General features: G+C 37.8%; 17 protein-coding genes, 4 tRNA genes and 1 other RNA gene. 17 read left to right on the top strand and 5 right to left on the bottom strand.

Features of this window, described 5'->3' with window-relative positions; all coding sequences use genetic code 11:
* Nucleotides 1–78 precede the first annotated feature (78 nt).
* The gene (locus tag AC3M61_RS08680) at nucleotides 79–1,008 is read left to right on the top strand and encodes an aldo/keto reductase (protein ID WP_500780687.1); all 930 of its coding nucleotides are present in this window, start codon (nucleotides 79–81) and stop codon (nucleotides 1,006–1,008) included.
* A gap of 82 nt (nucleotides 1,009–1,090) precedes the next feature.
* Here AC3M61_RS08680 and ssrA read toward each other — a convergent pair.
* The 5 genes from ssrA to AC3M61_RS08655 all read right to left on the bottom strand — a co-directional run bounded on the left by ssrA (nucleotide 1,091) and on the right by AC3M61_RS08655 (nucleotide 2,085).
* Nucleotides 1,091–1,450: a transfer-messenger RNA gene (gene ssrA, locus AC3M61_RS08675) on the bottom strand.
* 126 nt (nucleotides 1,451–1,576) lie between these two features.
* A tRNA-Leu gene (locus AC3M61_RS08670) sits at nucleotides 1,577–1,664 on the bottom strand.
* Nucleotides 1,665–1,820: 156 nt separating this feature from the next.
* Nucleotides 1,821–1,895: transfer RNA gene (locus AC3M61_RS08665), tRNA-Gly, on the bottom strand.
* A 15-nt stretch (nucleotides 1,896–1,910) separates the two neighbouring features.
* A tRNA-Leu gene (locus AC3M61_RS08660) sits at nucleotides 1,911–2,000 on the bottom strand.
* Between the two features lie 9 nt (nucleotides 2,001–2,009).
* Nucleotides 2,010–2,085, bottom strand: a tRNA-Lys gene (locus AC3M61_RS08655).
* A 263-nt stretch (nucleotides 2,086–2,348) separates the two neighbouring features.
* Here AC3M61_RS08655 and AC3M61_RS08650 point away from each other — a divergent pair.
* The 16 genes from AC3M61_RS08650 to AC3M61_RS08575 all read left to right on the top strand — a co-directional run bounded on the left by AC3M61_RS08650 (nucleotide 2,349) and on the right by AC3M61_RS08575 (nucleotide 19,159).
* Nucleotides 2,349–2,717: a Fur family transcriptional regulator gene (locus AC3M61_RS08650; RefSeq protein ID WP_500780475.1), complete on the top strand. Its 369-nt coding sequence runs from the start codon at nucleotides 2,349–2,351 to the stop codon at nucleotides 2,715–2,717.
* 43 nt (nucleotides 2,718–2,760) lie between these two features.
* The gene (locus tag AC3M61_RS08645; RefSeq protein WP_500780474.1) at nucleotides 2,761–3,609 is read left to right on the top strand and encodes a metal ABC transporter substrate-binding protein; all 849 of its coding nucleotides are present in this window, start codon (nucleotides 2,761–2,763) and stop codon (nucleotides 3,607–3,609) included.
* On the top strand, nucleotides 3,599–4,360 hold the full coding sequence (locus AC3M61_RS08640) for a metal ABC transporter ATP-binding protein (RefSeq protein WP_500780473.1): 762 nt from the start codon (nucleotides 3,599–3,601) through the stop codon (nucleotides 4,358–4,360). Before AC3M61_RS08645 ends, AC3M61_RS08640 begins: the two co-directional genes overlap by 11 nt.
* Nucleotides 4,361–4,371: 11 nt before the next feature.
* Complete coding sequence (locus AC3M61_RS08635; RefSeq protein WP_500780472.1) at nucleotides 4,372–5,181, top strand: metal ABC transporter permease; 810 nt, start codon at nucleotides 4,372–4,374, stop codon at nucleotides 5,179–5,181.
* A 67-nt stretch (nucleotides 5,182–5,248) separates the two neighbouring features.
* Nucleotides 5,249–6,010 (top strand): alpha/beta hydrolase, encoded by a 762-nt coding sequence (locus AC3M61_RS08630; RefSeq protein ID WP_500780471.1) that lies wholly within the window; start codon nucleotides 5,249–5,251, stop codon nucleotides 6,008–6,010.
* Between the two features lie 134 nt (nucleotides 6,011–6,144).
* On the top strand, nucleotides 6,145–6,795 hold the full coding sequence (pdo, locus tag AC3M61_RS08625) for a protein disulfide oxidoreductase (RefSeq protein ID WP_500780470.1): 651 nt from the start codon (nucleotides 6,145–6,147) through the stop codon (nucleotides 6,793–6,795).
* 120 nt (nucleotides 6,796–6,915) lie between these two features.
* Nucleotides 6,916–7,872 carry a thioredoxin-disulfide reductase gene (trxB, locus tag AC3M61_RS08620; protein ID WP_500780469.1) on the top strand — a complete coding sequence of 319 codons (957 nt, stop codon included), beginning with the start codon at nucleotides 6,916–6,918 and terminating at the stop codon, nucleotides 7,870–7,872.
* Nucleotides 7,873–7,902: 30 nt separating this feature from the next.
* The gene (locus tag AC3M61_RS08615; protein ID WP_500780468.1) at nucleotides 7,903–8,145 is read left to right on the top strand and encodes a glutaredoxin family protein; all 243 of its coding nucleotides are present in this window, start codon (nucleotides 7,903–7,905) and stop codon (nucleotides 8,143–8,145) included.
* A gap of 184 nt (nucleotides 8,146–8,329) precedes the next feature.
* A complete protein-coding gene (locus tag AC3M61_RS08610) occupies nucleotides 8,330–9,028 on the top strand; it encodes a thioredoxin family protein (protein WP_500780467.1) in 699 nt (232 codons plus the stop codon).
* A 31-nt stretch (nucleotides 9,029–9,059) separates the two neighbouring features.
* On the top strand, nucleotides 9,060–9,707 hold the full coding sequence (locus AC3M61_RS08605; RefSeq protein ID WP_500780466.1) for a cytochrome c biogenesis CcdA family protein: 648 nt from the start codon (nucleotides 9,060–9,062) through the stop codon (nucleotides 9,705–9,707).
* A gap of 25 nt (nucleotides 9,708–9,732) precedes the next feature.
* Nucleotides 9,733–10,158 (top strand): OsmC family protein, encoded by a 426-nt coding sequence (locus AC3M61_RS08600; RefSeq protein WP_500780465.1) that lies wholly within the window; start codon nucleotides 9,733–9,735, stop codon nucleotides 10,156–10,158.
* A gap of 239 nt (nucleotides 10,159–10,397) precedes the next feature.
* Entirely contained in the window at nucleotides 10,398–12,542 is a 2,145-nt protein-coding gene (locus AC3M61_RS08595; protein ID WP_500780464.1) for a hypothetical protein, read from the top strand.
* A 34-nt stretch (nucleotides 12,543–12,576) separates the two neighbouring features.
* Nucleotides 12,577–15,672 (top strand): TolB family protein, encoded by a 3,096-nt coding sequence (locus AC3M61_RS08590; RefSeq protein WP_500780463.1) that lies wholly within the window; start codon nucleotides 12,577–12,579, stop codon nucleotides 15,670–15,672.
* A 38-nt stretch (nucleotides 15,673–15,710) separates the two neighbouring features.
* Nucleotides 15,711–16,727 carry a hypothetical protein gene (locus tag AC3M61_RS08585; RefSeq protein WP_500780462.1) on the top strand — a complete coding sequence of 339 codons (1,017 nt, stop codon included), beginning with the start codon at nucleotides 15,711–15,713 and terminating at the stop codon, nucleotides 16,725–16,727.
* Nucleotides 16,728–16,743: 16 nt separating this feature from the next.
* Entirely contained in the window at nucleotides 16,744–18,357 is a 1,614-nt protein-coding gene (locus AC3M61_RS08580) for an ABC transporter substrate-binding protein (protein ID WP_500780461.1), read from the top strand.
* A 28-nt stretch (nucleotides 18,358–18,385) separates the two neighbouring features.
* Complete coding sequence (locus tag AC3M61_RS08575) at nucleotides 18,386–19,159, top strand: hypothetical protein (protein WP_500780460.1); 774 nt, start codon at nucleotides 18,386–18,388, stop codon at nucleotides 19,157–19,159.
* The last annotated feature ends 18 nt before the right edge of the window (nucleotides 19,160–19,177 follow it).

Raw genomic sequence — 19,177 nt, 5'->3', positions numbered from 1 at the left:
TGACAGGGAGTTGATATAGCGATACTATAATATAGTTTAAAGTAGTAGCAAGTTCAACATTGCAGGAGGCGTTAGGTTATAAACAAAAGATACGTAAGAAGTTTTGATGTTTATATAAGCGAAATAGGATTTGGTGGCTGGCAGTTAGCTAATCCCCTTTGGGGGTTTATGACCTACGAAGAAGGCGTAGAACTTGTAAGGACAGCACATGAAAGAGGTATCAACTTCTTTGACACAGCTCCAGGTTATTCCAATGGTTTAAGCGAAAGAATCATCGGTGAAGCTTTAAAGGATGTTCGGGAAAATGTTTTTATCAACACAAAATTCGGTCACAACCACTTGGGTGAAACAGATTTTAGTGAAGAGGCGATAGAAAGGTCGATAAACGAGAGTTTGGAAAGGCTCCAAACAACGTACATCGATAGTGTGATTCTTCACAATCCACCTCGAGAAATTCTGGAAGGCAAAACAAAGCATGAAGAAGAATTTCAAAGGATTAAACGCATGGGAAAAATACGCGGCTACGGAGTAAGCATAGACACTCTTGAAGAACTTGAATTAGTTCTGAACAACTGGGATGTTGATGTTATTGAAATTCTTTTCAATATAATTCACCAATCACCGAAATATCTCTTTGACAAAGTGAAGGAAAGAGGAATTCTCTTAGCAGTCAAAGTGCCTTTGGATTCAGGTTGGTTGACAGGTAAATACAATTCAAATAGTAAATTCGAAGTTATACGTGCACGTTGGAGTCAAGATGTCATTTTAAAAAAGGCAATGATAGTTGAAAAAATCAAAGCTATTGTCAAAGATGAGGATTTAGTTAAATACGCTATTGGGTTTATCCTAAGTTTCGATGCAGTGACAACGGTTATAACCGGTGTTAAAAATATTCAACAGCTTGATACAAATATCAAAGCTTCTGAATTTAAGCTAAGCAATGAATTGAAACGGGAACTAGAAATATTATACGAAGAGGAAATCAAACCACTTAACTTACCGTGGTAAAGAAATTTCTAAATTTATTTAAAAAAGCCCTGATTTTTCTCAGGGCTTTTTTTGTATTTTGTATATTAAATATATTCACATCTGGTGGAGGCGGCGGGAATCGAACCCGCGTCCGAAAGTAAACCCTCTTTGGCATCTCCGAGCGCAGTCTGTGTTTTGATTCTCGTCAGTCAGTCGCCCACAGACAGGCTACTGACTGACCAGCCTCACTGGGTAAGGTAGCATCAGACGTGAGGCGCATCTGAGCTACCTGGCCAGCTGGGTCACGCCCAACTACGAGGCGCTGGCCAGACCTCGTAGCGGACGGCTACCTGTTAATTAGGCAGCGAGAGGAACGTATTCGTTGGCACTTATCTTTTCCCTGCCGTTTTTTTACGAGGACGGCAGGCAACCTCGGCTCGCTTCCAAAGAGGGCTTACCCCCGTCGAGACCGTTCGCCCCCTTTGTTTTTAAAACAATCCTTTATTTTCCATATATTTAGACTTACCTTGTTTCAATTTCGTTCAAAGGTATTTGATTTGCACTATCGAAAAAACAACGCCCTTTAAAGGGCGCTTTCATCATCTTTTGGTGCCGAGGGCGGGATTTGAACCCGCACGGTCCCAATGACCGCATGGCCCTCAACCATGTGCGTCTGCCAATTCCGCCACCTCGGCATAAACTTTTCTTTGTTATTTTCGCTATATATTATACCACACAAGCCAACTTTCGTCAAGAACTCTTCTTGTTTTTTTTACTTACAAGTCGAACCATCAGACATCAACTTTCTTCGATAAAAAACGAGCGCGTGTGCGCTCGCACCTATCGCTTTCTGGAGCGGGTGACGGGTTTCGAACCCGCGACCCCTTGCTTGGCAAGCAAGTGCTCTACCGCTGAGCTACACCCGCTCGATAACCTTTCCCTGGTGCGAGAGGAGGGATTTGAACCCTCACGGGATTATCAGTCCCACTGGATTCTAAGTCCAGCGCGTCTGCCAATTCCGCCACTCTCGCACCTCTCTCTGGTGACCCGGGCGGGATTCGAACCCGCGACCCCCTGATTAAAAGTCAGGTGCTCTACCTGCTGAGCTACCAGGTCACCTCTTCGGCAGCGTTGGCTTGACGTGCCGATAAACATAATACCACAAGGGTTTTTAAGTGTCAAGTAGTCTAAGAGAATTTTTTTGAAAATGTTCAGCAGGAGGTTTTGTTTTATGTGTCGTAAAGCATTAATTGTGTTGAGTCGTGTGTGACTTGGAAAAATAGAGTTGACATATCTAAGGTCTGTGATATATTTGAAGTGAAAATGAAAATCATTTGCAAAAGTTTAAATGTCTTCAGTATTGACAGGGGGTATTAAAGATGCGAATGACCAAGAACCGAGAGCAGGTGTACAAAGAAATAATAAATTCTTCCGTTCCTTTGACAGCCTACGAGGTTGGTGAGCGTCTGAAGAACATGAGCTTGACAACAGTGTATCGAGCGCTCGAGTATTTATACCAGAATGGCTATCTTAAACGTTTTTCGCTTGATGATTACACATACTATTACTCATCCTCTGTTCATAGACACTTTTTCAGATGTGTAGAATGTGGAAGGCTGTTTCCGATTGACGAATGCCACATGCATGAGTATGAAAATTATCTCTCGGAGCATTTCAAATTCAAAATCCAGGAACATTTCGTTTTGTTTAGTGGATTGTGCGAGGAATGCTATAAGAAAGAAGCATAACTCATAATCATGGAAAAAGAAAATATGAAGTGGAGGTGTTAGTATGAAGAAAGTGTTAGCTGTAAGTTTTGTTTCCTTATTCATCACATGGGTGTTTGCACTGAATATTGTTACTACTATCAATCCGTATTATCTTATAGTTAAACAGATTGTAGGTGAGAAAGCAACCGTAAGTGTGCTTATAAAACCGGGGAGTGATCCACATACTTTTAATCCGACTATTAGTGATGTCAAAGCACTCTCGAATGCTGACTTAATTGTTGCAAATGGGCTGGGGCTTGATAATGCGTATTTAAAGAATTATAAAAAAGTGCTTTTTGTTGGTGAAAAGATACCATCAAAGTATTTGGTCGAGTTGGAAGAAGAACATGAGCATGAAGAAGGTACTTACAATCCACATGTATGGCTCTCTATTGATTTTTTGACCAATTATATCATTCCTGCGATAAGGGATGATTTAGTGAGAATGGATAAACAAAACGCAAAGGTTTACGATAAAAATGCAAGCGTGATTATAGACTCACTAAAAGAAGTATCAAAAAAATTCGATCAGCTTCTCAAGGACAAGAAAGGTTCAATTGTTATCTTAGAGCACCCATCTTACGTATACTTGTTTAAAAAATATGGTATACAAGTTCTCGCTTTGCAAGAAGGACATGGGAAAGAACCTTCAGCACGACATTTAAAGAATATAATTGAGCAGGCGAAGAGGAGTAATTTGATAGGAGTATTCGTAGGTCCTCAGTTCAAAACTGAGTCAATAAAAGTTGTTTCAAATGAATTGAAAAGGCAATACAAGATTCTTGACCCACTTGGAAGCAAAGCAAAAACGATAACTGAGCTGTTTGAGAATGCCTATAACTCAATCAAGGAGGCAGTTTATGGCAAGTAGTTTAAATGACGAACCTGTGGTAATTGTAAAGAATCTTTCTGTTAAGTTTGGTGAGATAGAGGTTTTAAAGGATATAAACTTCAAAGTCTACAAAAAAGATTTTGTGGGAATAATTGGACCCAATGGCGCCGGAAAGTCTACGCTTATTAGGTCTATTCTTGGGATGATACCCTACGAAGGAGAAGTTGTATTGAGGGGAAAAGTAGGGTATGTCCCTCAGCTTTCTTCTTTTAACCGAGAGTTTCCAATCAGTGTCTATGATTTTGTAAGGTTACCTGTTAGGAAAGAGAAAAATTGGAAAGCGATTGTTGATAAAGTGTTGACCAAGGTGGGGCTCGAAGGGTTTGGAAAAAGGCTTGTTGGAACGCTCTCCGGTGGTCAGTATCAAAGGGCGTCCTTAGCAAGAGCAATTGTGGGCAAACCTGATATTGTGATACTTGACGAGCCAGAATCTGGTGTGGACGAAATGGGAAAGGCACGTTTTTATGAGCTTCTCTATGAGTTAAATGAGGACCTGGGTATTACGATATTAATGGTGAGTCACGATATTGGAATGGTTTTCGAAAAATGCAAAACGGTGATGTGCCTCAATAAAACATTGCACTGTCACGGGCCAACAAGAGAGATTAAACCAGAGGATGTTAAGAAGCTCTTCGGTGAGTTTGACATCTGGATTAGAGCTCATTCGCACTATGAAGTAGAACACGTGCAAGAGAATTCTGATTTGTCAAATCTGAAAGAAGAGAAATAGGGTGTGATACGATGACTTTCATTACTGACTTGATGAACTACGAATTCTTGAGAAATGCGTTGATTGCAAATGTGTTAATCTCGTTTGTGACAGGTATGGTTTCTCCCGTTATTGTCTACAAAAGGTTGGAGTTTATAGGCGATGGGCTGGCGCATGCAATATTTGCCGGTGTGGCGTTTGCTGTTATATTTAATTTTAACGTTTTGCTTGGTTCAGTCCTGGCAACATTGTTTTTCGCATACCTTGTATATGTTTTAAGTAAAGACTCAAAGATTGCAGAAAGCACAGCCATAGGGATGCTATTACCTGTATTCATGTCCATTGGTGTTATACTCTTTTCTAAATCCCCTCGTTACACAGTGGATGTAACGTCTTATCTATTTGGAAATATCTTACTTATTTCTAAGTATGATATATATTTTGTGGTTTTTGTTCTTGCGCTTACTATAGCTGTGCTAAGCTTGAAACATTACGAAATTTCTTACTGGCTTGCCGACGAAACAATGGCAAAATTTTATGGTGTAAAAACGCACATAATTAGACTCTTAGTGCTCGTGCTTGTTTCAACGGTTGTGGTATCCGCTTTAAAACTTGCAGGCGTAATTGTTATGGGTGCTTTTTTGGTCCTTCCTGGAGCTTTTTCTAAGGGACGTGCAAAATCGCTTCTTTCGGCAATAGTTCAGTCTCTAGTATTCAACTTCGTGTTTTCTTTCTTTGGTTTTTTAACTGCCTATTATTTTGATTTACCCCCAGGTCCAACGATTGTGCTTTTCTTATTCACTGGGTTCATTGGTTCTACGCTGTTTACAAGGAAAAAGTAAAGGACATACTAGTGTATGGTATAATTAGTAAAGTTAGCAGCGAATTTTAAAGAACAGGGGGATAGCTATGCAGTTTGTGAATTGTCGGACAGTGAAGAGGTCTTTACCAATATTCTTGCGTGGAGGAGACATGGGAGTTCTCTTGGTTCATGGTTTTACTGGTTCACCACATGATTTTGAATACATGGCAAACGAATTAAGCAAAGCAGGTTTCACGGTTTCGGTCCCACGACTACCGGGGCATGGAACATGTGGAGAGGACTTTTTAACTACAACGCGTCACGACTGGCTGAGAAGAGCATATGATGCCTACTATGACCTCCAAGGCATCTGTAAAGAAGTTTATATATTGGGCCTTTCAATGGGTGGTGTTATAGCACTTATCATGGCAGCTGATTTGAAACCGAAAAAGTTGGTAACACTCGCGGCAGCGACGCACGTGTTTGACAAACGAATAGCTTTGACCCCGTTGCTGGCACTTTTCAAAAAGAAGATGGTCAGACAAAATGATGAGCAGTACGATGACCCAGATTTGCAGTATCTCAAGAGTGAATACTGGTCATACAACTGGCCTAAACAAGCGGCAGAATTGTACAAACTTATGAAGGAAGCAAGAAAGAAGGTTCCTACGATAACAAGTGATACTCTTGTCGTTGCAGCAAGAAACGATAACACAGTCCCTCTTTCAGCAGCTGAGTTCATATATAAAAACATTAGTTCTGAGAAGCGAAAAATGTTGGTTTTTGAGAAATCCGGGCACGTGCTTAGTAACGATGTGGAAAAAGAAGATGTTACTAAAGCAGTAATTGAATGGTTTTTAGACAAATGATTGGTGGGAATCGTTGGTTTGTTGTGATAAGAGAAAAATAGACAAATTTAGTCTATTTTTTACAATTAGTTAACCCTAATTGAGAGACTATGGGGTATAATAATGGTGTAAAAACGAAACTGGAGGTGTGTTATATGGGATTATTACAAGAAAAGGATAGGAAGTACTTACAGGATTTGTTTGCAAAAGAACTTAAAAACAACGTGAAGCTGATTTTCTTTCATGGAGAAGACTGTGAATACTGTGATTTAGAGAGTCAGTTGCTTGACGAGGTGCAGGAACTTTCCGATAAAATCATTGTTGAAAAGTATCACAAGGACAGTGAAAAGGGTAAGGAATATAACGTAGAGTTCGCACCTGCGTTGATTCTCACGCTCGAGGATGGAAAAGATAGAGGAGTCAGATTCTACGGGATTCCATCTGGGCACGAGTTTGGAACACTTATTCAAGACATAATCACTTTTGGAAATGGCGCAAAACCGCAGCTTTCACCGGAAACGGTTGCGAAGCTTCAATCACTCGACAAACCCGTGAAAATAAGTGTATTTGTTACACCAACATGTCCATACTGTCCAAGAGCAGCACTCACAGCGCACAACATGGCTCTTGCAAGCGACATGGTAACAGCCGAGGTTATTGAAGCAAATGAATTCTTTGATTTAAGCGAACAGTTTGGTGTTTCTTCGGTTCCTCACATAGCAATCAACAGAAATCCGGACAAGTTCTTTATAGGTGCTTATCCAGAACCACAATTCTTGCAGCAAGTTCTCGATTTGGCAGATTAATTAAGATTAGGAAAAAGAGACGCTTTAAAGTAGTTAAACCGTTCAGGGCACAAGCACTTGTGCCCTGAATTTTTAGAAAGCAATGCTACAGCAAAAGAGTATTCAAGAGGAGGGATTAGGATGAGTGGATTTGAGTTCGAAGTTGGTAGTTTTGGCTCGAATTTAAAAGATTACTATGATGTTGTCATAATAGGTGGAGGTCCTGCAGGTCTCACAGCTGCTATATACGCAAGGAGAGCAGGTTTAACTGCGCTTGTCATAGAAAAAGCTGTTGAAGGCGGAGCTGTTACTCAAACTCATATTGTGGAAAACTGGCCCGGTGAGATAAGTATCGAAGGTCAAGCGTTAGGTCAAAAATTCGCAGAACATGCAAAGCATTTTGGAGCGGAATTCCATTACGCATTCGCACAGAAAATTTACGTGGATGGAGATTACAAAATTGTAGAACTCGACGATGGTAACAAAGTAAAAGGGCGAGTCGTTATTTTGGCAACAGGTACTGAACCAAGGAAACTCGGAGTTCCTGGTGAAGCGGAATTCAGAGGTAGAGGAGTTACTTACTGTGCCGCTTGTGACGGTTACTTGTTCAAAGATAAAGATGTTGTTGTAGTCGGCGGTGGAGACAGTGCATGTGATGAATCGCATTTTCTATCAAAGATTGTAAAGAGCATTACAATGGTACAGAACTTGCCATACCTGACAGCGGCAAAGGTATTGCAGGATAGAGTTTTGAACAATCCAAAGATTAAGGTAATAACAAACCATATTGTGAAGGAAATCAGAGGTACAAACAAAGTTGAAGAAGTCGTTATTGTAAATAATGACACAAAAGAGGAACAGGTTATAAAAGCTGACGGAGTTTTTATCTACGTCGGACTTGTCCCACAAACCCAAATATTCAAAGGTCTTGTTAATATGAATGATTACGGTTACATAATTACAGATGAGAACATGGAAACAAACGTTCCAGGTATCTACGCAGTTGGCGATATCAGGGTCAAAAACCTAAGACAGATAGTTACTGCAGCAGCAGACGGTGCAATAGCTGTCGAACATGCTGCGAAGAAATACTTCTAATTTAAAAAATAAATCTTGGGAGGTGAAATTATGGCACATGTCAAGGTAAAGATTTATACAACACCAACTTGTCCATGGTGCAGAAGAGCAAAAGAATACTTTAAGCAACTTGGTATTCCATTCACCGAAGTGGATGTTTCCAAAGATAGAAAAGGTGCAGAAGAAATGATAAGAAAATCTGGACAGATGGGTGTTCCAGTTATAGAAATAGGCAACCAGATAATCGTTGGTTTTGATAAAGCAAGAATTGATAGAATACTTGGAATAAGCTAAGAGTTAAAAATGTAGGGAAGGCTACTAATAGCCTTCCCTATACTCTTTTTCTTCAAGTAGTTTTTCTTTATAAAGGGGAGGTTGATTGAATGAAATTCAGCTGTCCGTTACTGCGTTTTTTGTCAAAATTTTTCATGAAGAAATTCAAACTTAAAACCACAGTAGTTAAAGGGAAGTGATATATATGCTTAACCGTTTTGGAAGGTTTCTAGTATTGGTTGCACTTTTTACTCTTTCAGTTTTTGCCACTACGGTGCAAGCTTACGAGTTCGAATTTAAAGACCTTGGGATTGCACACAAAGTAGCAAACATTGAAGGAAAAATGGTTTTGATAGCCTTTACATCTGAATCTTGTTATTATTGTAAGCTTTTTGATAAAGAGGTACTTACAAACAAACAAGTCCAAGATTTTCTGAGAGGTAACTATATCTTTGTTAGAATAGAACCCGGAAACAATAAAACCACGTTCCTGGGAAAAACCTACACCAACAACGAACTCTTCGGAGCCTTTGGTGTTCGAGGTACACCAACTTTTGTCTTTTTGAAAGATAAAACCCAAATAACACAGGTGCCTGGTTATATGCCTGCAGAAAATTTTATCAAGGCATTGAGGTTTATAGTAAAAGTTGTTGAAGAAAACTACAAAGAAAGTTTCGAAGCGTATTCTAAAAAGAAAGACGACTACAAAGGAAAACCAACGATTGTAAAAGTTAAACAAAACGATGCACAGTATGTTCTAAAATACGATAAAAACACCAAGCAAGTTGACAGTGTTCCAACTAGATTGGACATAAATACGGTTTACGTGACAACAAACGTCGAAATTGCCAACAAGCTTAAGGAAATGGGCGTATTAAGGGTTTTGCTTGTTGAAAACAAGTGAACAAGTGATTTCTTGAAAGTTGGTGAGAAAGATGGTCTCACTTGTTCAAACTGATGTTAGTATTTGGGTTGCGCTTATCCATGGGTTACTTTCATTCTTTAGTCCTTGTGTCTTGCCCCTAATTCCGGGATTCATAGGGATAGTCCTTGGCGGACAAAAAAGGTTTCAAAGACTTGCTGGATTTTTCATAGGCTTCTCCGTTATATTCAGTCTCCTCGGAGGTTTTTCCTCGCTTCTTGGCACATTTTTGGCCAAATACGGTGACATTTTGGAAAAGGTTATTGGAATTGGTATAATAATTCTAGGAATATTATACATGTTGGAAGTCCAAATATTTAAAGGTAAGAATACAAATGTTTGGAAATTCAAGAATGTTGGTTTTGTTGGTGGACTTATCCTTGGTGGTGCAATTGGGTTTGTTTGGATTCCTTGCAGCAGTCCAGTTCTCGCTTCTATATTGCTCATTGCAGCACAAAAGAGTGTATTAAAAGGTATCTTGTTGCTGTTCATATATTCTCTTGGTATCTCAATCCCATTTTTGACAATAGGAGCAGCACTCTCAAAGGCTCTTACTGTCGGCTTTGGAAAACCAAAATGGGAAATGTGGGTCAAATATATCGGTGGAGCGTTTATGATAATCCTCGGAGTTCTCATATTGCTTGGGAAAATGAAGGTTTAAAAAGTTTATGTTAGGAGGTTAGACCATGGCAACAGCACGTATGGATTTTTATTCAGGAATGCTTTTTTATTCGAAAACATTATCTGGTCATGATTTAGTTATCGATGCAGACCCTTCGGTTGGTGGTCGGGATGCAGGACCAAGACCTAAAGAATTAATGCTTTATTCACTCATGGGTTGTACGGGCATGGATGTTGTTTCCTTGCTCAGGAAAATGAAAGTGATTGACAAAATGGAAAGCTTTTGGATGGAGGTAGAGTACGAACAGTCACAAGACCATCCAAAAGTTTACACAAAGATTCATCTGAAATACCATTTCAAATTCAACGGTGAACCACCGAGAGAACAAGTGGGAAAAGCAGTCACTCTTTCACAAGACAAATACTGTGCTGTTTCAGCAATGCTTAAAAAGGCTGTGCCGGAATTTACCTGGGAGATTATATACGAGTAAGAAAGACGTACAATTTCAAAAGCCATCCTGAAAAGGATGGCTTTTTATTTTTTACAAAAAATGTGTGTTCGCTTTGGTATAAAAAGGACCAATTTGTTAATTAAAAATGAACAGAATATTATTTGGTTTGTCTGTGATATAATTATAAGATGAAAAGTTCGTTATCATACCGTTTATAAAGATGTTAAATACTTAATTTAATTTCAAGAAAATTAGTTTTTAATAAGGGGGATACGATTATGGAATATGAACGAATCCTAGTTCTTTTCGTTGCTTTTTTGTTTATTGGATTGCTCACAGTCCCAATAATGAAAAATTCAGAAAAATGGATAGAGTTTAAAGGAGAGAAATTGTGGAAGATTCCTCACAGCGCATTTGAAGTCGAAGTGGATGAGTCAAAACTAGAAAAAGCGGTTCGACTTAAGAAGGAAGGCAAATTACTACTTTTTTCTGGTGAAGCGCTTGGAAGCGGCAATGTACACGAGAAAGAGAGAGCAAAAATATCAGCCTATGCACGGTTTTCAGAGTTTCTTAATACTAGGGTAAGTTCATTTGCTCAGTTGGTTGAAGGTAATCTAACAAGTGTTGAAATATCTTCAGAGAACAATTTTACTGATAGTGCCGTCTCTATATATAAGCGGGTAACGGAAATTATTTCAAGTTCGAGTTTCTCAGGGCTCTATCCAATTGCTTCTTGGAAAGTAAAGGAAGGAAATGTTATAAAAACAAATGTTTTAGTCATGTACGACCATGAGGAAGTGATTAGACTTCTTGAACTTGATAATGAGCTGAAAACAAAGCTTTCTGAAATGCGCGATTTGGGATTGGATTTCTTCAATTTATTTAACCAAAGTTTATTTGGTGATTATTCGAATCATGATTCTTTGTCATATGGTGGAGATTCATCTTTGTTTACTACATCACATAGTCAGAACATGGTTTTTGGTATAGGAGAAGGCGCAAGTGAGACCAAACAGGAGGCGTATGATATAGCAAAGGGTAGTGCTCTTAAGAATCTCGTTGAACAACTTAGTGTGAGAGTGGAAAGTCAATCTATTCTGCAAGAAATATATTCATCGGTAATCTCAGAAAACAATTTCTCAGAGTTATCGAAAATCAAATACGAGAAGTTAGTAAAGTTATCGAGTGACATAGAGCTTCGCGATGTTAAGTACGAGGTCCTCGATGAAAAGAAAATTGGAAATATCTACTATTTTAAAATTAGGGCAACAACCGATATTGACAAATATTATAGGCATTTGAGGAACAAATTGACTTTGAGCATGGTAAAAGAACTGATAAATGATAAACTGTTTTACACAGCAAAAAAGGCACTGGCAAGTTGCGATTTTTCGAACCCTGTTTCGGAAATCGATATTGAACTTGCAAAGCTTTCAAATAAAGTAGAGAATGTGGTTAGAGAAGTTGAGTCTATTGCAAAAGAAATCAAAACAAAGAGAGTGTCCAATATGGGTGATGCTATATGGGTTTCTAACAAACTTTCTGAGATGTACTTCCTGGCTAACGATGTCCCATATCAGGTGCTTGATTTGACTGAGGTATCAAAAAGAATTTTACCATTCCTTAGTAATCTAAAAGTCCAACTATTGTCACCAAGAAATGTATGGATGGGAGAAACTTTGGATTTAGAGTTTGCAGTAGTTTTACCTCCAAATTCTCCAACTCATATTAAATTCTTGATTTTTCAGAACAATGAAAAGGGCAAATCCGATTTGCTGACTTTCGAAAATGGACGTGCTACATTGAGAATGAAAATTAACTTGTTTAAAACCTCTGTGTTAGTGACAATCCCTGGAGTTTATTCTAATGAATTTACTCTTACAGCATATGATGTCTCGGATTCTCAACTCTACAACTCTGAAAAGATATCTTCGAGAACTATTTTTGTGCTTTCTAAAATGAAGAAAGCTTCGAGTAAGTTGACAGATTTAGAGCACCATACTACAGAAACATTACTCACGTGGCTTGAAGAGAGATTTGTAAGTGTTTTACAATCGGAAGTTGTCAAGGCTTTAAAATACGACATCTTCACTGCAACTTCTCAAGAACTTAGGAAGATTCTCGGCAATGACACTATCTATGATGATATTGATTTAGACATCAGGAAAAACAAACTTGCGAGATACGTACTATGGCTTAACGTTCTTGATTATTCTATTGATACACAAATAAAAGGAATATATAACGTCAAAATTCTTATTAAACCTGAGATATGGGATGCTATGAAGCAATCTAAAAAAGTGTACGATGAAATTCGTATAGAGGGTTCAACAACCGACCTTGCTAAAATGTTAAGTGACAAAGTTTTGTACGATCAGATAAACAAGTTCTTGATAACTCTCTCTCGTGAATTAGAATTTTGAAGTTCAAATAAACTAGCGGTTTGGAGGGATATTTGTGAAAAGTGTTATTAGAAGCGTGTTGAAGATGATACCTATCTTGGCACTGTTTTTTGTTGTTTTAGTTTCTTCAAGCTGTTCCAACGGGACTTCTCAGCAAAAAGAAGATTTTTACGAAACATTATCCAGAATATTAGATAGCAAAACAGTAGGAATTAAATCGGGAGCATATATAAGAGTTTCCGATAATACGCAAGTTACATTGGAAGTAGCAACGGAAGAGAAATCCACATTTCAAAATCTTCTAAGTCAGATTGAAGAAGTTTATGTAGGTTTTTCTTCAAGTTGGAGTTTCAAAACAAATGGTTATGTGCGGCTAATTTTTGATAAAAATTTTTCAAATGGAAGCATCACAGCAAAAATTGATGGCGGAAATTTAAAGAAAATACCAGATGAAGTTCTAAATTTCGGAGCTAAAGATGTCTACTTGATAGGATACAAATTATCGGGAAAACAATCAGAATTCATTATTAAAGCGTATAAGTTATTCACGTTTCAAGATGCTCTTAAGGTAGTTCCTGGTGCCCGTGTTAAAGTATTGAATCCAGACTTCCCGGAAACACTTTTTGCTGGAAGCACATTGAGTATTTCCTCACTTAACCTTGAAGATGAACAAGGGAACAGGTTCAGTGTCGTAGTCCCGGCGGGAGAAATCAGAATACCAGAGAAAATTCAGCCACTGGAGATAAATGCAGAATATCAGAGGGTAAATGTTAACTTTACAATACTGAATGCGACTACTATACCAGACTTACCTTCAGCGACTGTTAAGGCAAAATTCGATAAGAAAGAGTACACAGTAGATGAAACAGCAAAGCTGAGGATAACAGAGATTGTAGATAAGTATGGTAACGAAATACCTATCGACCAAGTCTCACTTGTTTCATTTGAAGGTAGTACTACTGGTAAAATGGATGCAAATCTCCAAGCTTCGGTTATATCGATAGACGTAAAAAGAGTCACTAAAGAGAACTTATGGAATATATCGTTGAAGTATAAGGACCATCTTTTTAAGGTAAACCACGTTGAAGATATCATTTTCAGACCAAATTTTAAGAATTTTAACATATCAATTCCTAAGTTGGAGTTGCGTGCAGAAAGTAATGTGACACGGGATTCTAAATCAGTCTTCAAAAACATGGATGTAATAAGTAAGATTACTGACAAATATGGAAATACGATTAAGATAACGAATATAGAGTTGTCAGATGAAAAAGGAACATTGGAACTTGACTTTGAAAAGGAAAAAATCACTTACAGTCTTACAAAAGCAGGGGACTATTCTATGCAAGACTTTAGAAACGTCAGGATAAGTTGCTACGTACCTGGTACAGGTGAGACTTTGAAAAATCACTGGAACGATTTTGGAACGTTTTCACTCACAATCTCAGTCTTACCCAACGAACCAAAGTTTGTTGTTTTGAAAGAGGATTACTCAGAAAAAGTTTTTCTTCCAACGTACTATGAAAAGCCTTTCGTGGTTGAATATCATTATAATGTCTATGACAAATACAAAAACGAAATAAAGCATGGGGCTCAGGAACTTACGTACGCCGTTTCAAAAAATGTGGAAACACCAGGCATTACTATTCAAAACGAAAAAATCATTTTCAGCAACACGAACTTTAGAAGGCCAGACAATTTCAGCATTTCACTCCTAAACATTAACGGGAACGAAGTTTCAATTCGTACACCGTCTGGCAGAGAATTTAACAAGATTCAGCTTAGTGTCTTACCAATTCCAAGAGAAGTTAAAGCTACAAGCGGAGTTCGAAGTTTAGGTTCCAGTCTTTATGAAATTGGCTATGATGTACACGACGGAAATGGGAATTTGGTGGAGAATGGTATTCTGTTAGAAGTAAATGGGAACTTTCACCTGACACCTATTCGCGACAAAAACTCCCAGAAATATATCATCAATTCTTACTCGCCTGTTTTGGAGTCACTTGTATTTGTTTTGGACGGTTCTTTAAAGGAAATGAATTATGTTGAAGGGAGAAAGAAGATAGAAGTAGTCAAGTCACCGGTATTTGCAAAGAGTATTGAACTGACTTCTGTGACACCTGAGAAAAACTTGAGTAACAATAAACCAAGCGAAAACGCATATGAACCTAAGGTGTCTTACTCTGGAAATTACGTCGTCTATTTTAAAATAAATGCTGATAGAACCCCCGCTTTAATTGTGAAGGGTGTTGACGGGAATTTTGAACAAAATTTGTTGTCGCAACCTTCTTCCGGAAGACGTTCAAAAGATACCTCTGTTTCTGAGTTAAAGCAAGAAAGTGTTTATTCCTACAGTTGGATACCAGGACAAGGAAAAGACATTCTTTTATATACCCCTCTTGTGAATGGTGTGTTTGCTATTTATGCTTACATTCCTTCTAGTAATTCGAAGATAAACTTATACAGCTCTGACAAAAACAATTTTGGAGTATCGGTTGACATGTTAGGAAGAAAGGCTGTTTGGATTTCCGGTGGTAATTTGATGATGGCTGATATTCAGTATAATACCGACAAAGATATCCAATTTGTCAACCCTCGAACAGTGATACAAGCTAACGATTCTGTGATAATATCTCCAGCGATTTCCCCAAATGGAAGATACGTTGCTTACATATCGGGTACGGACATATATCTCTATGACCTTGTTAATCACGTTAACTTCAGATTGACGAACGATTTTGAACCAGAATTTGAATTATCTTGGTCACCTGACTCGCAATTTTTGAGCTATTATAAAAAGGTTGAAAACTCATATTCGCTTAGATTAATCCGAATCCCAGATAGAACATCGGAAAATAAAGGATTTTCAGAACTAACCGTTGACAACTCGATAACTTTTGATTTTGGACCACCAGTTTGGATTTCTGCTAACCAAATCGCATACGCTTCAAATAACACCTCCGACCCAACAGTTGCTATACATATTTATGATGTTGCTTCCAACACAAAAAGAGCTGTAAAATTTAACCAAAACTGCGTTGCAATAAGTTATGTGAACGTATTCCCATACAAGGAACCCTCGGGTTGGAAATTGAAAGTAGTTTACAGTGCTTACCACATTAGACAGGATGTTTTTATAGGAATTTTTTAAACAAGATGCTCAAGATTTGAACAACTGGGGGGTTAAGGATGAGAACTGTGAAGGTTTTGCTGCTCATAGTTTTGTTATTCTTATCAATTTTTGCACCTTCAATCAGCTTTTCTCAGCAAGAAAACCAAATAGCAAAGAAGGTTCTGGGACTGATATATTTAGAAAACACAATTAGCATTAAAGATAAAAAGCTTGAAAAATATTGGAAAGAACTTGACTTTGCAAGTATCGTAAAAGAGTATGGAAACAAGACTGATGATGAAAGTATTCTCTTTTCTGGCTTGGCTTGGATGCATTTGTTAAACTACGGGAAGGCGAATGAATATTTTTCAAAAATCAACACAGGGGAATATTTACCTATTGCGAAATTGTTGAAAATCAGAACTGAAGCATTTTTGAAGAACGATAGAAAGCTTGCTCAAGGATGGTTAAGCGAAATTTCCCATTTAAGGAACAGCATGGCACTCTCTGAAAAGGCTTTTGTGCTTAGCTATTTTGAAAACAAACCACTTTTAAACGACTTACGAGAGGCCTACAAGATAGCGATTGATGAATATAAGAAAAAAGAAGTTGATTTGATTGATATTCAAGGATTTAACTACTTGGTTTATTTATCTAGGTCTAATATAGACGAGGCTTTAAGAGAAATAAACAGATTGGTTACTTATGATTTTTCAAAAAACACAACAGTGCTGTATTACAGTGCTGAGGATTTGCAACTTGCTTCGTTCAGCGTTATTCGACTGCTGGCTGAAATTCTGAAGACTCAAGGCGTGCGGGTTCTTGAGATTACTTTTCGCATGAGTGTTGATGATTTCATCCAACTTGATGATACAAAGAGAAAAGAACTTGTTTTAACAACTTACGTAAATGATAAAGGAAACTATAACACTATGCTTTATTACCTTAAGTCTTCGCTTGATGTTCTTATACTCGGAAAGAACGACTTCTATTTTGTTCAGACTTTTAAAGAGCCGTCGATGTTTTTTAAGACTTCTGTCTACGACCTGACGGAGATGGTGAGAAGACTTCTGATGTATACGAAAGTGAACTAAACGAGGAGGCAAGTCTATGAATAGTTTACGAATAAACATAAAGCCTATAGCTTTTACATTATTGTTCCTGACATTTACTGTAGGGATGTTTGCAGAAAAAGTGTTAATCTACGCCGAGCAGGAGAAACCTTTATCGTACTTTCCGTATATTAGTGATGACCCGATAACTATTAGAGTTTTAGATTTGCTCTATGAAACTGTTGTAAAAGACTTTTCTGATGCAGTTAAAACAAAAGAAAACGTCACTGTTTTACCTTTGAAAAGCAATCTTGTAAACCTTTCAACTTTGAGGATTGATTTTAGTTCGAGTCCCCACATGAGCATGTCTCTGAAGAATAATATATACTGGGGAAACGGTAGCAAAATGACCCCTGATGACGTAATATTTACGATAGAGAACATTATTAAGGATAAATCATTTACAACAACGTATAGTTACCTAGCACAAACTATAAGAGAAGTGCGTAGAAAAGAAAATAGTTTAGAATTCACTTTTTACTTTCCATCTCAGTATATGGTTAGCGCTTTAGAATTTTTCGTCCTTCCATCGAGAATTCGAAGTGCTTCTCAGCTCAAAGAGCTTGCTACAAAAATAAAGCTGAGTGATTTGAAAGGATACCTAAGTGGACCTTATTTTGTTGAAAAAGAAGAACCTTCGAGAATTATCTTTGTCAAAAATCCGAAATCCAATGTTCCAACAAAGATTGATAAGGTTGTTCTCGTTAAAGAAGAGGTTAGCAAGAATATGGTTGATAAGTTTTTGGCTGGCGAGATACATTTAATAGCACCTGTGACTGTGGATTCGGAATTCAAGAAAATAAGTCATTTAGAATATTCGACTATTAAATCTTTTCCATCTTTTGACAGAAGATTCTACTACGTTGCCTTCAATTATGATAATGAGATATTTCTTGACAAAAAACTCCGAATTCTTATGTCAAAGGCTATAGACAGGAACGAGATACTTAACAACATACTAATGGGTTTTGGGCAAATTCTCTCTGGTCCTCTTCATCCTTCATTCCCGGGTTCAGACCCTAATGTGAAACCATACGAATATGACCCAGAAGCGGTTGAGGAACTAAAGAACAAATATGCCGGCAAACTGGGAAAGCTTACCTTGCTTTATGCTAGGGACCCTGCAAGAAGAAATGAACGTTTAGCAAGTGCGATATCTGAGTATCTCGGAGCTGCTGGTATCCGGGTTGAACTATTGGGACTTAGCTACGATGCATACTATCAACGTCTAAGGTCAAAGGACAAGAAGAGATTTGACTTAGCCATAGTGGAATATTATTCAAATGCAACTTTTACATCTCTTAGACCTCTTCTTGAAGGCGGTGGTACTCTCAACTTTGGTAATTTCAACTCAAAATCGAATGGCAGTTATGACAGAGATTTAACAAGGCTGCTTCTGGATGTGGAAGGTGACAATGCTTTCAGAATGAGGCAAGACGTAAGAATTGAAAAATATCGAGCAATTCATAAAATGTGTCATGAAAACGCTTATCATATTTGGCTGGTTGCACCACAAACGGTTACCTATCTCAATCCGGAAGTTGTAAGTGTCGATTATTTTGTCCCTGACAGACCGTTCAAAAATATTTCAGAGTGGAACATTAACAAGTAGTTACACTAATAGTTCTGGAGGTATAAGTGTGAAACAGAATTTTCTCAGAAGACCTTTTAGCTCGTTTTTAGTTATCATGCTTCTTGTTTCAAACTTTTTTGTACTGTATCTTAGTTACGTGATTAACTTTGCTTACACATCGAGCAGCTTTATCGAGGTTTTAAAGACATCACTTAATTTTAATTTCGCAAAACTTACTTTAAGCGACTACTTAATGCTACTGCTTAACTCTACACTGCTTGTACTATTCTGCACTGTTGCGAGTTTTGTTATTGGATTCATTCTCTCAGGTAATGAGAAAATAGCCAAATTGCTTGCATTTTTGGCAGTTATTCCGGAATTGTTTCTGGCTGTTGTTTTACGAATTATCTTCAAAGAGGCAATCATATACAACAGAGGAAATGTTATAAAGGGACTTATAATATCTCTTCCGATAATTATTAGAACATCTTCGGTTATGTATCGCTACTTCAGGATAGCAAGAGAACGTTACTATTCAACTTATTTTCCATACATTCTTCAAACAAGGCGAGTAGGATTTATCAAAAGAGTTTTATATCTATTTCGTTCCACATTTCTCGACTCGGCAAGCAATTTGTCCTTTGAGTTTGCATTCTTAGTATCGTATGTGGCGATAATGGAAAGACTCTTTGACTTTGAGGGGTTGTCAAGACACTTTTTCAACAACATGATTTATGGAGACTCTTATGAACTTATTCGCTTGACGTTCTTTATACTTCTGATGCTTTTGCTATTCCAGTCCCATATAATAATTGCCATTCGTTTGAGTGATAAGAGATAAGATGCTTGGAGATGGTGA

This window comes from Fervidobacterium sp. (assembly GCF_059913585.1).
Note: the sequence above shows the minus strand (reverse complement) of the source record. Positions and strands in the feature narration are given on the sequence as shown.

Bases quoted from the DNA above. Each gene is read 5' to 3' on its own strand.
- AC3M61_RS08650 (WP_500780475.1), top strand. From the start codon at position 2,349: ATGCGAATGACCAAGAACCGAGAGCAGGTGTACAAAGAAATAATAAAT.
- AC3M61_RS08645 (WP_500780474.1), top strand. From the start codon at position 2,761: ATGAAGAAAGTGTTAGCTGTAAGTTTTGTTTCCTTATTCATCACATGG.
- AC3M61_RS08640 (WP_500780473.1), top strand. From the start codon at position 3,599: ATGGCAAGTAGTTTAAATGACGAACCTGTGGTAATTGTAAAGAATCTT.
- AC3M61_RS08635 (WP_500780472.1), top strand. From the start codon at position 4,372: ATGACTTTCATTACTGACTTGATGAACTACGAATTCTTGAGAAATGCG.
- AC3M61_RS08630 (WP_500780471.1), top strand. From the start codon at position 5,249: ATGCAGTTTGTGAATTGTCGGACAGTGAAGAGGTCTTTACCAATATTC.
- pdo (WP_500780470.1), top strand. From the start codon at position 6,145: ATGGGATTATTACAAGAAAAGGATAGGAAGTACTTACAGGATTTGTTT.
- trxB (WP_500780469.1), top strand. From the start codon at position 6,916: ATGAGTGGATTTGAGTTCGAAGTTGGTAGTTTTGGCTCGAATTTAAAA.
- AC3M61_RS08615 (WP_500780468.1), top strand. From the start codon at position 7,903: ATGGCACATGTCAAGGTAAAGATTTATACAACACCAACTTGTCCATGG.
- AC3M61_RS08610 (WP_500780467.1), top strand. From the start codon at position 8,330: ATGCTTAACCGTTTTGGAAGGTTTCTAGTATTGGTTGCACTTTTTACT.
- AC3M61_RS08605 (WP_500780466.1), top strand. From the start codon at position 9,060: ATGGTCTCACTTGTTCAAACTGATGTTAGTATTTGGGTTGCGCTTATC.
- AC3M61_RS08600 (WP_500780465.1), top strand. From the start codon at position 9,733: ATGGCAACAGCACGTATGGATTTTTATTCAGGAATGCTTTTTTATTCG.
- AC3M61_RS08595 (WP_500780464.1), top strand. From the start codon at position 10,398: ATGGAATATGAACGAATCCTAGTTCTTTTCGTTGCTTTTTTGTTTATT.
- AC3M61_RS08585 (WP_500780462.1), top strand. From the start codon at position 15,711: ATGAGAACTGTGAAGGTTTTGCTGCTCATAGTTTTGTTATTCTTATCA.
- AC3M61_RS08580 (WP_500780461.1), top strand. From the start codon at position 16,744: ATGAATAGTTTACGAATAAACATAAAGCCTATAGCTTTTACATTATTG.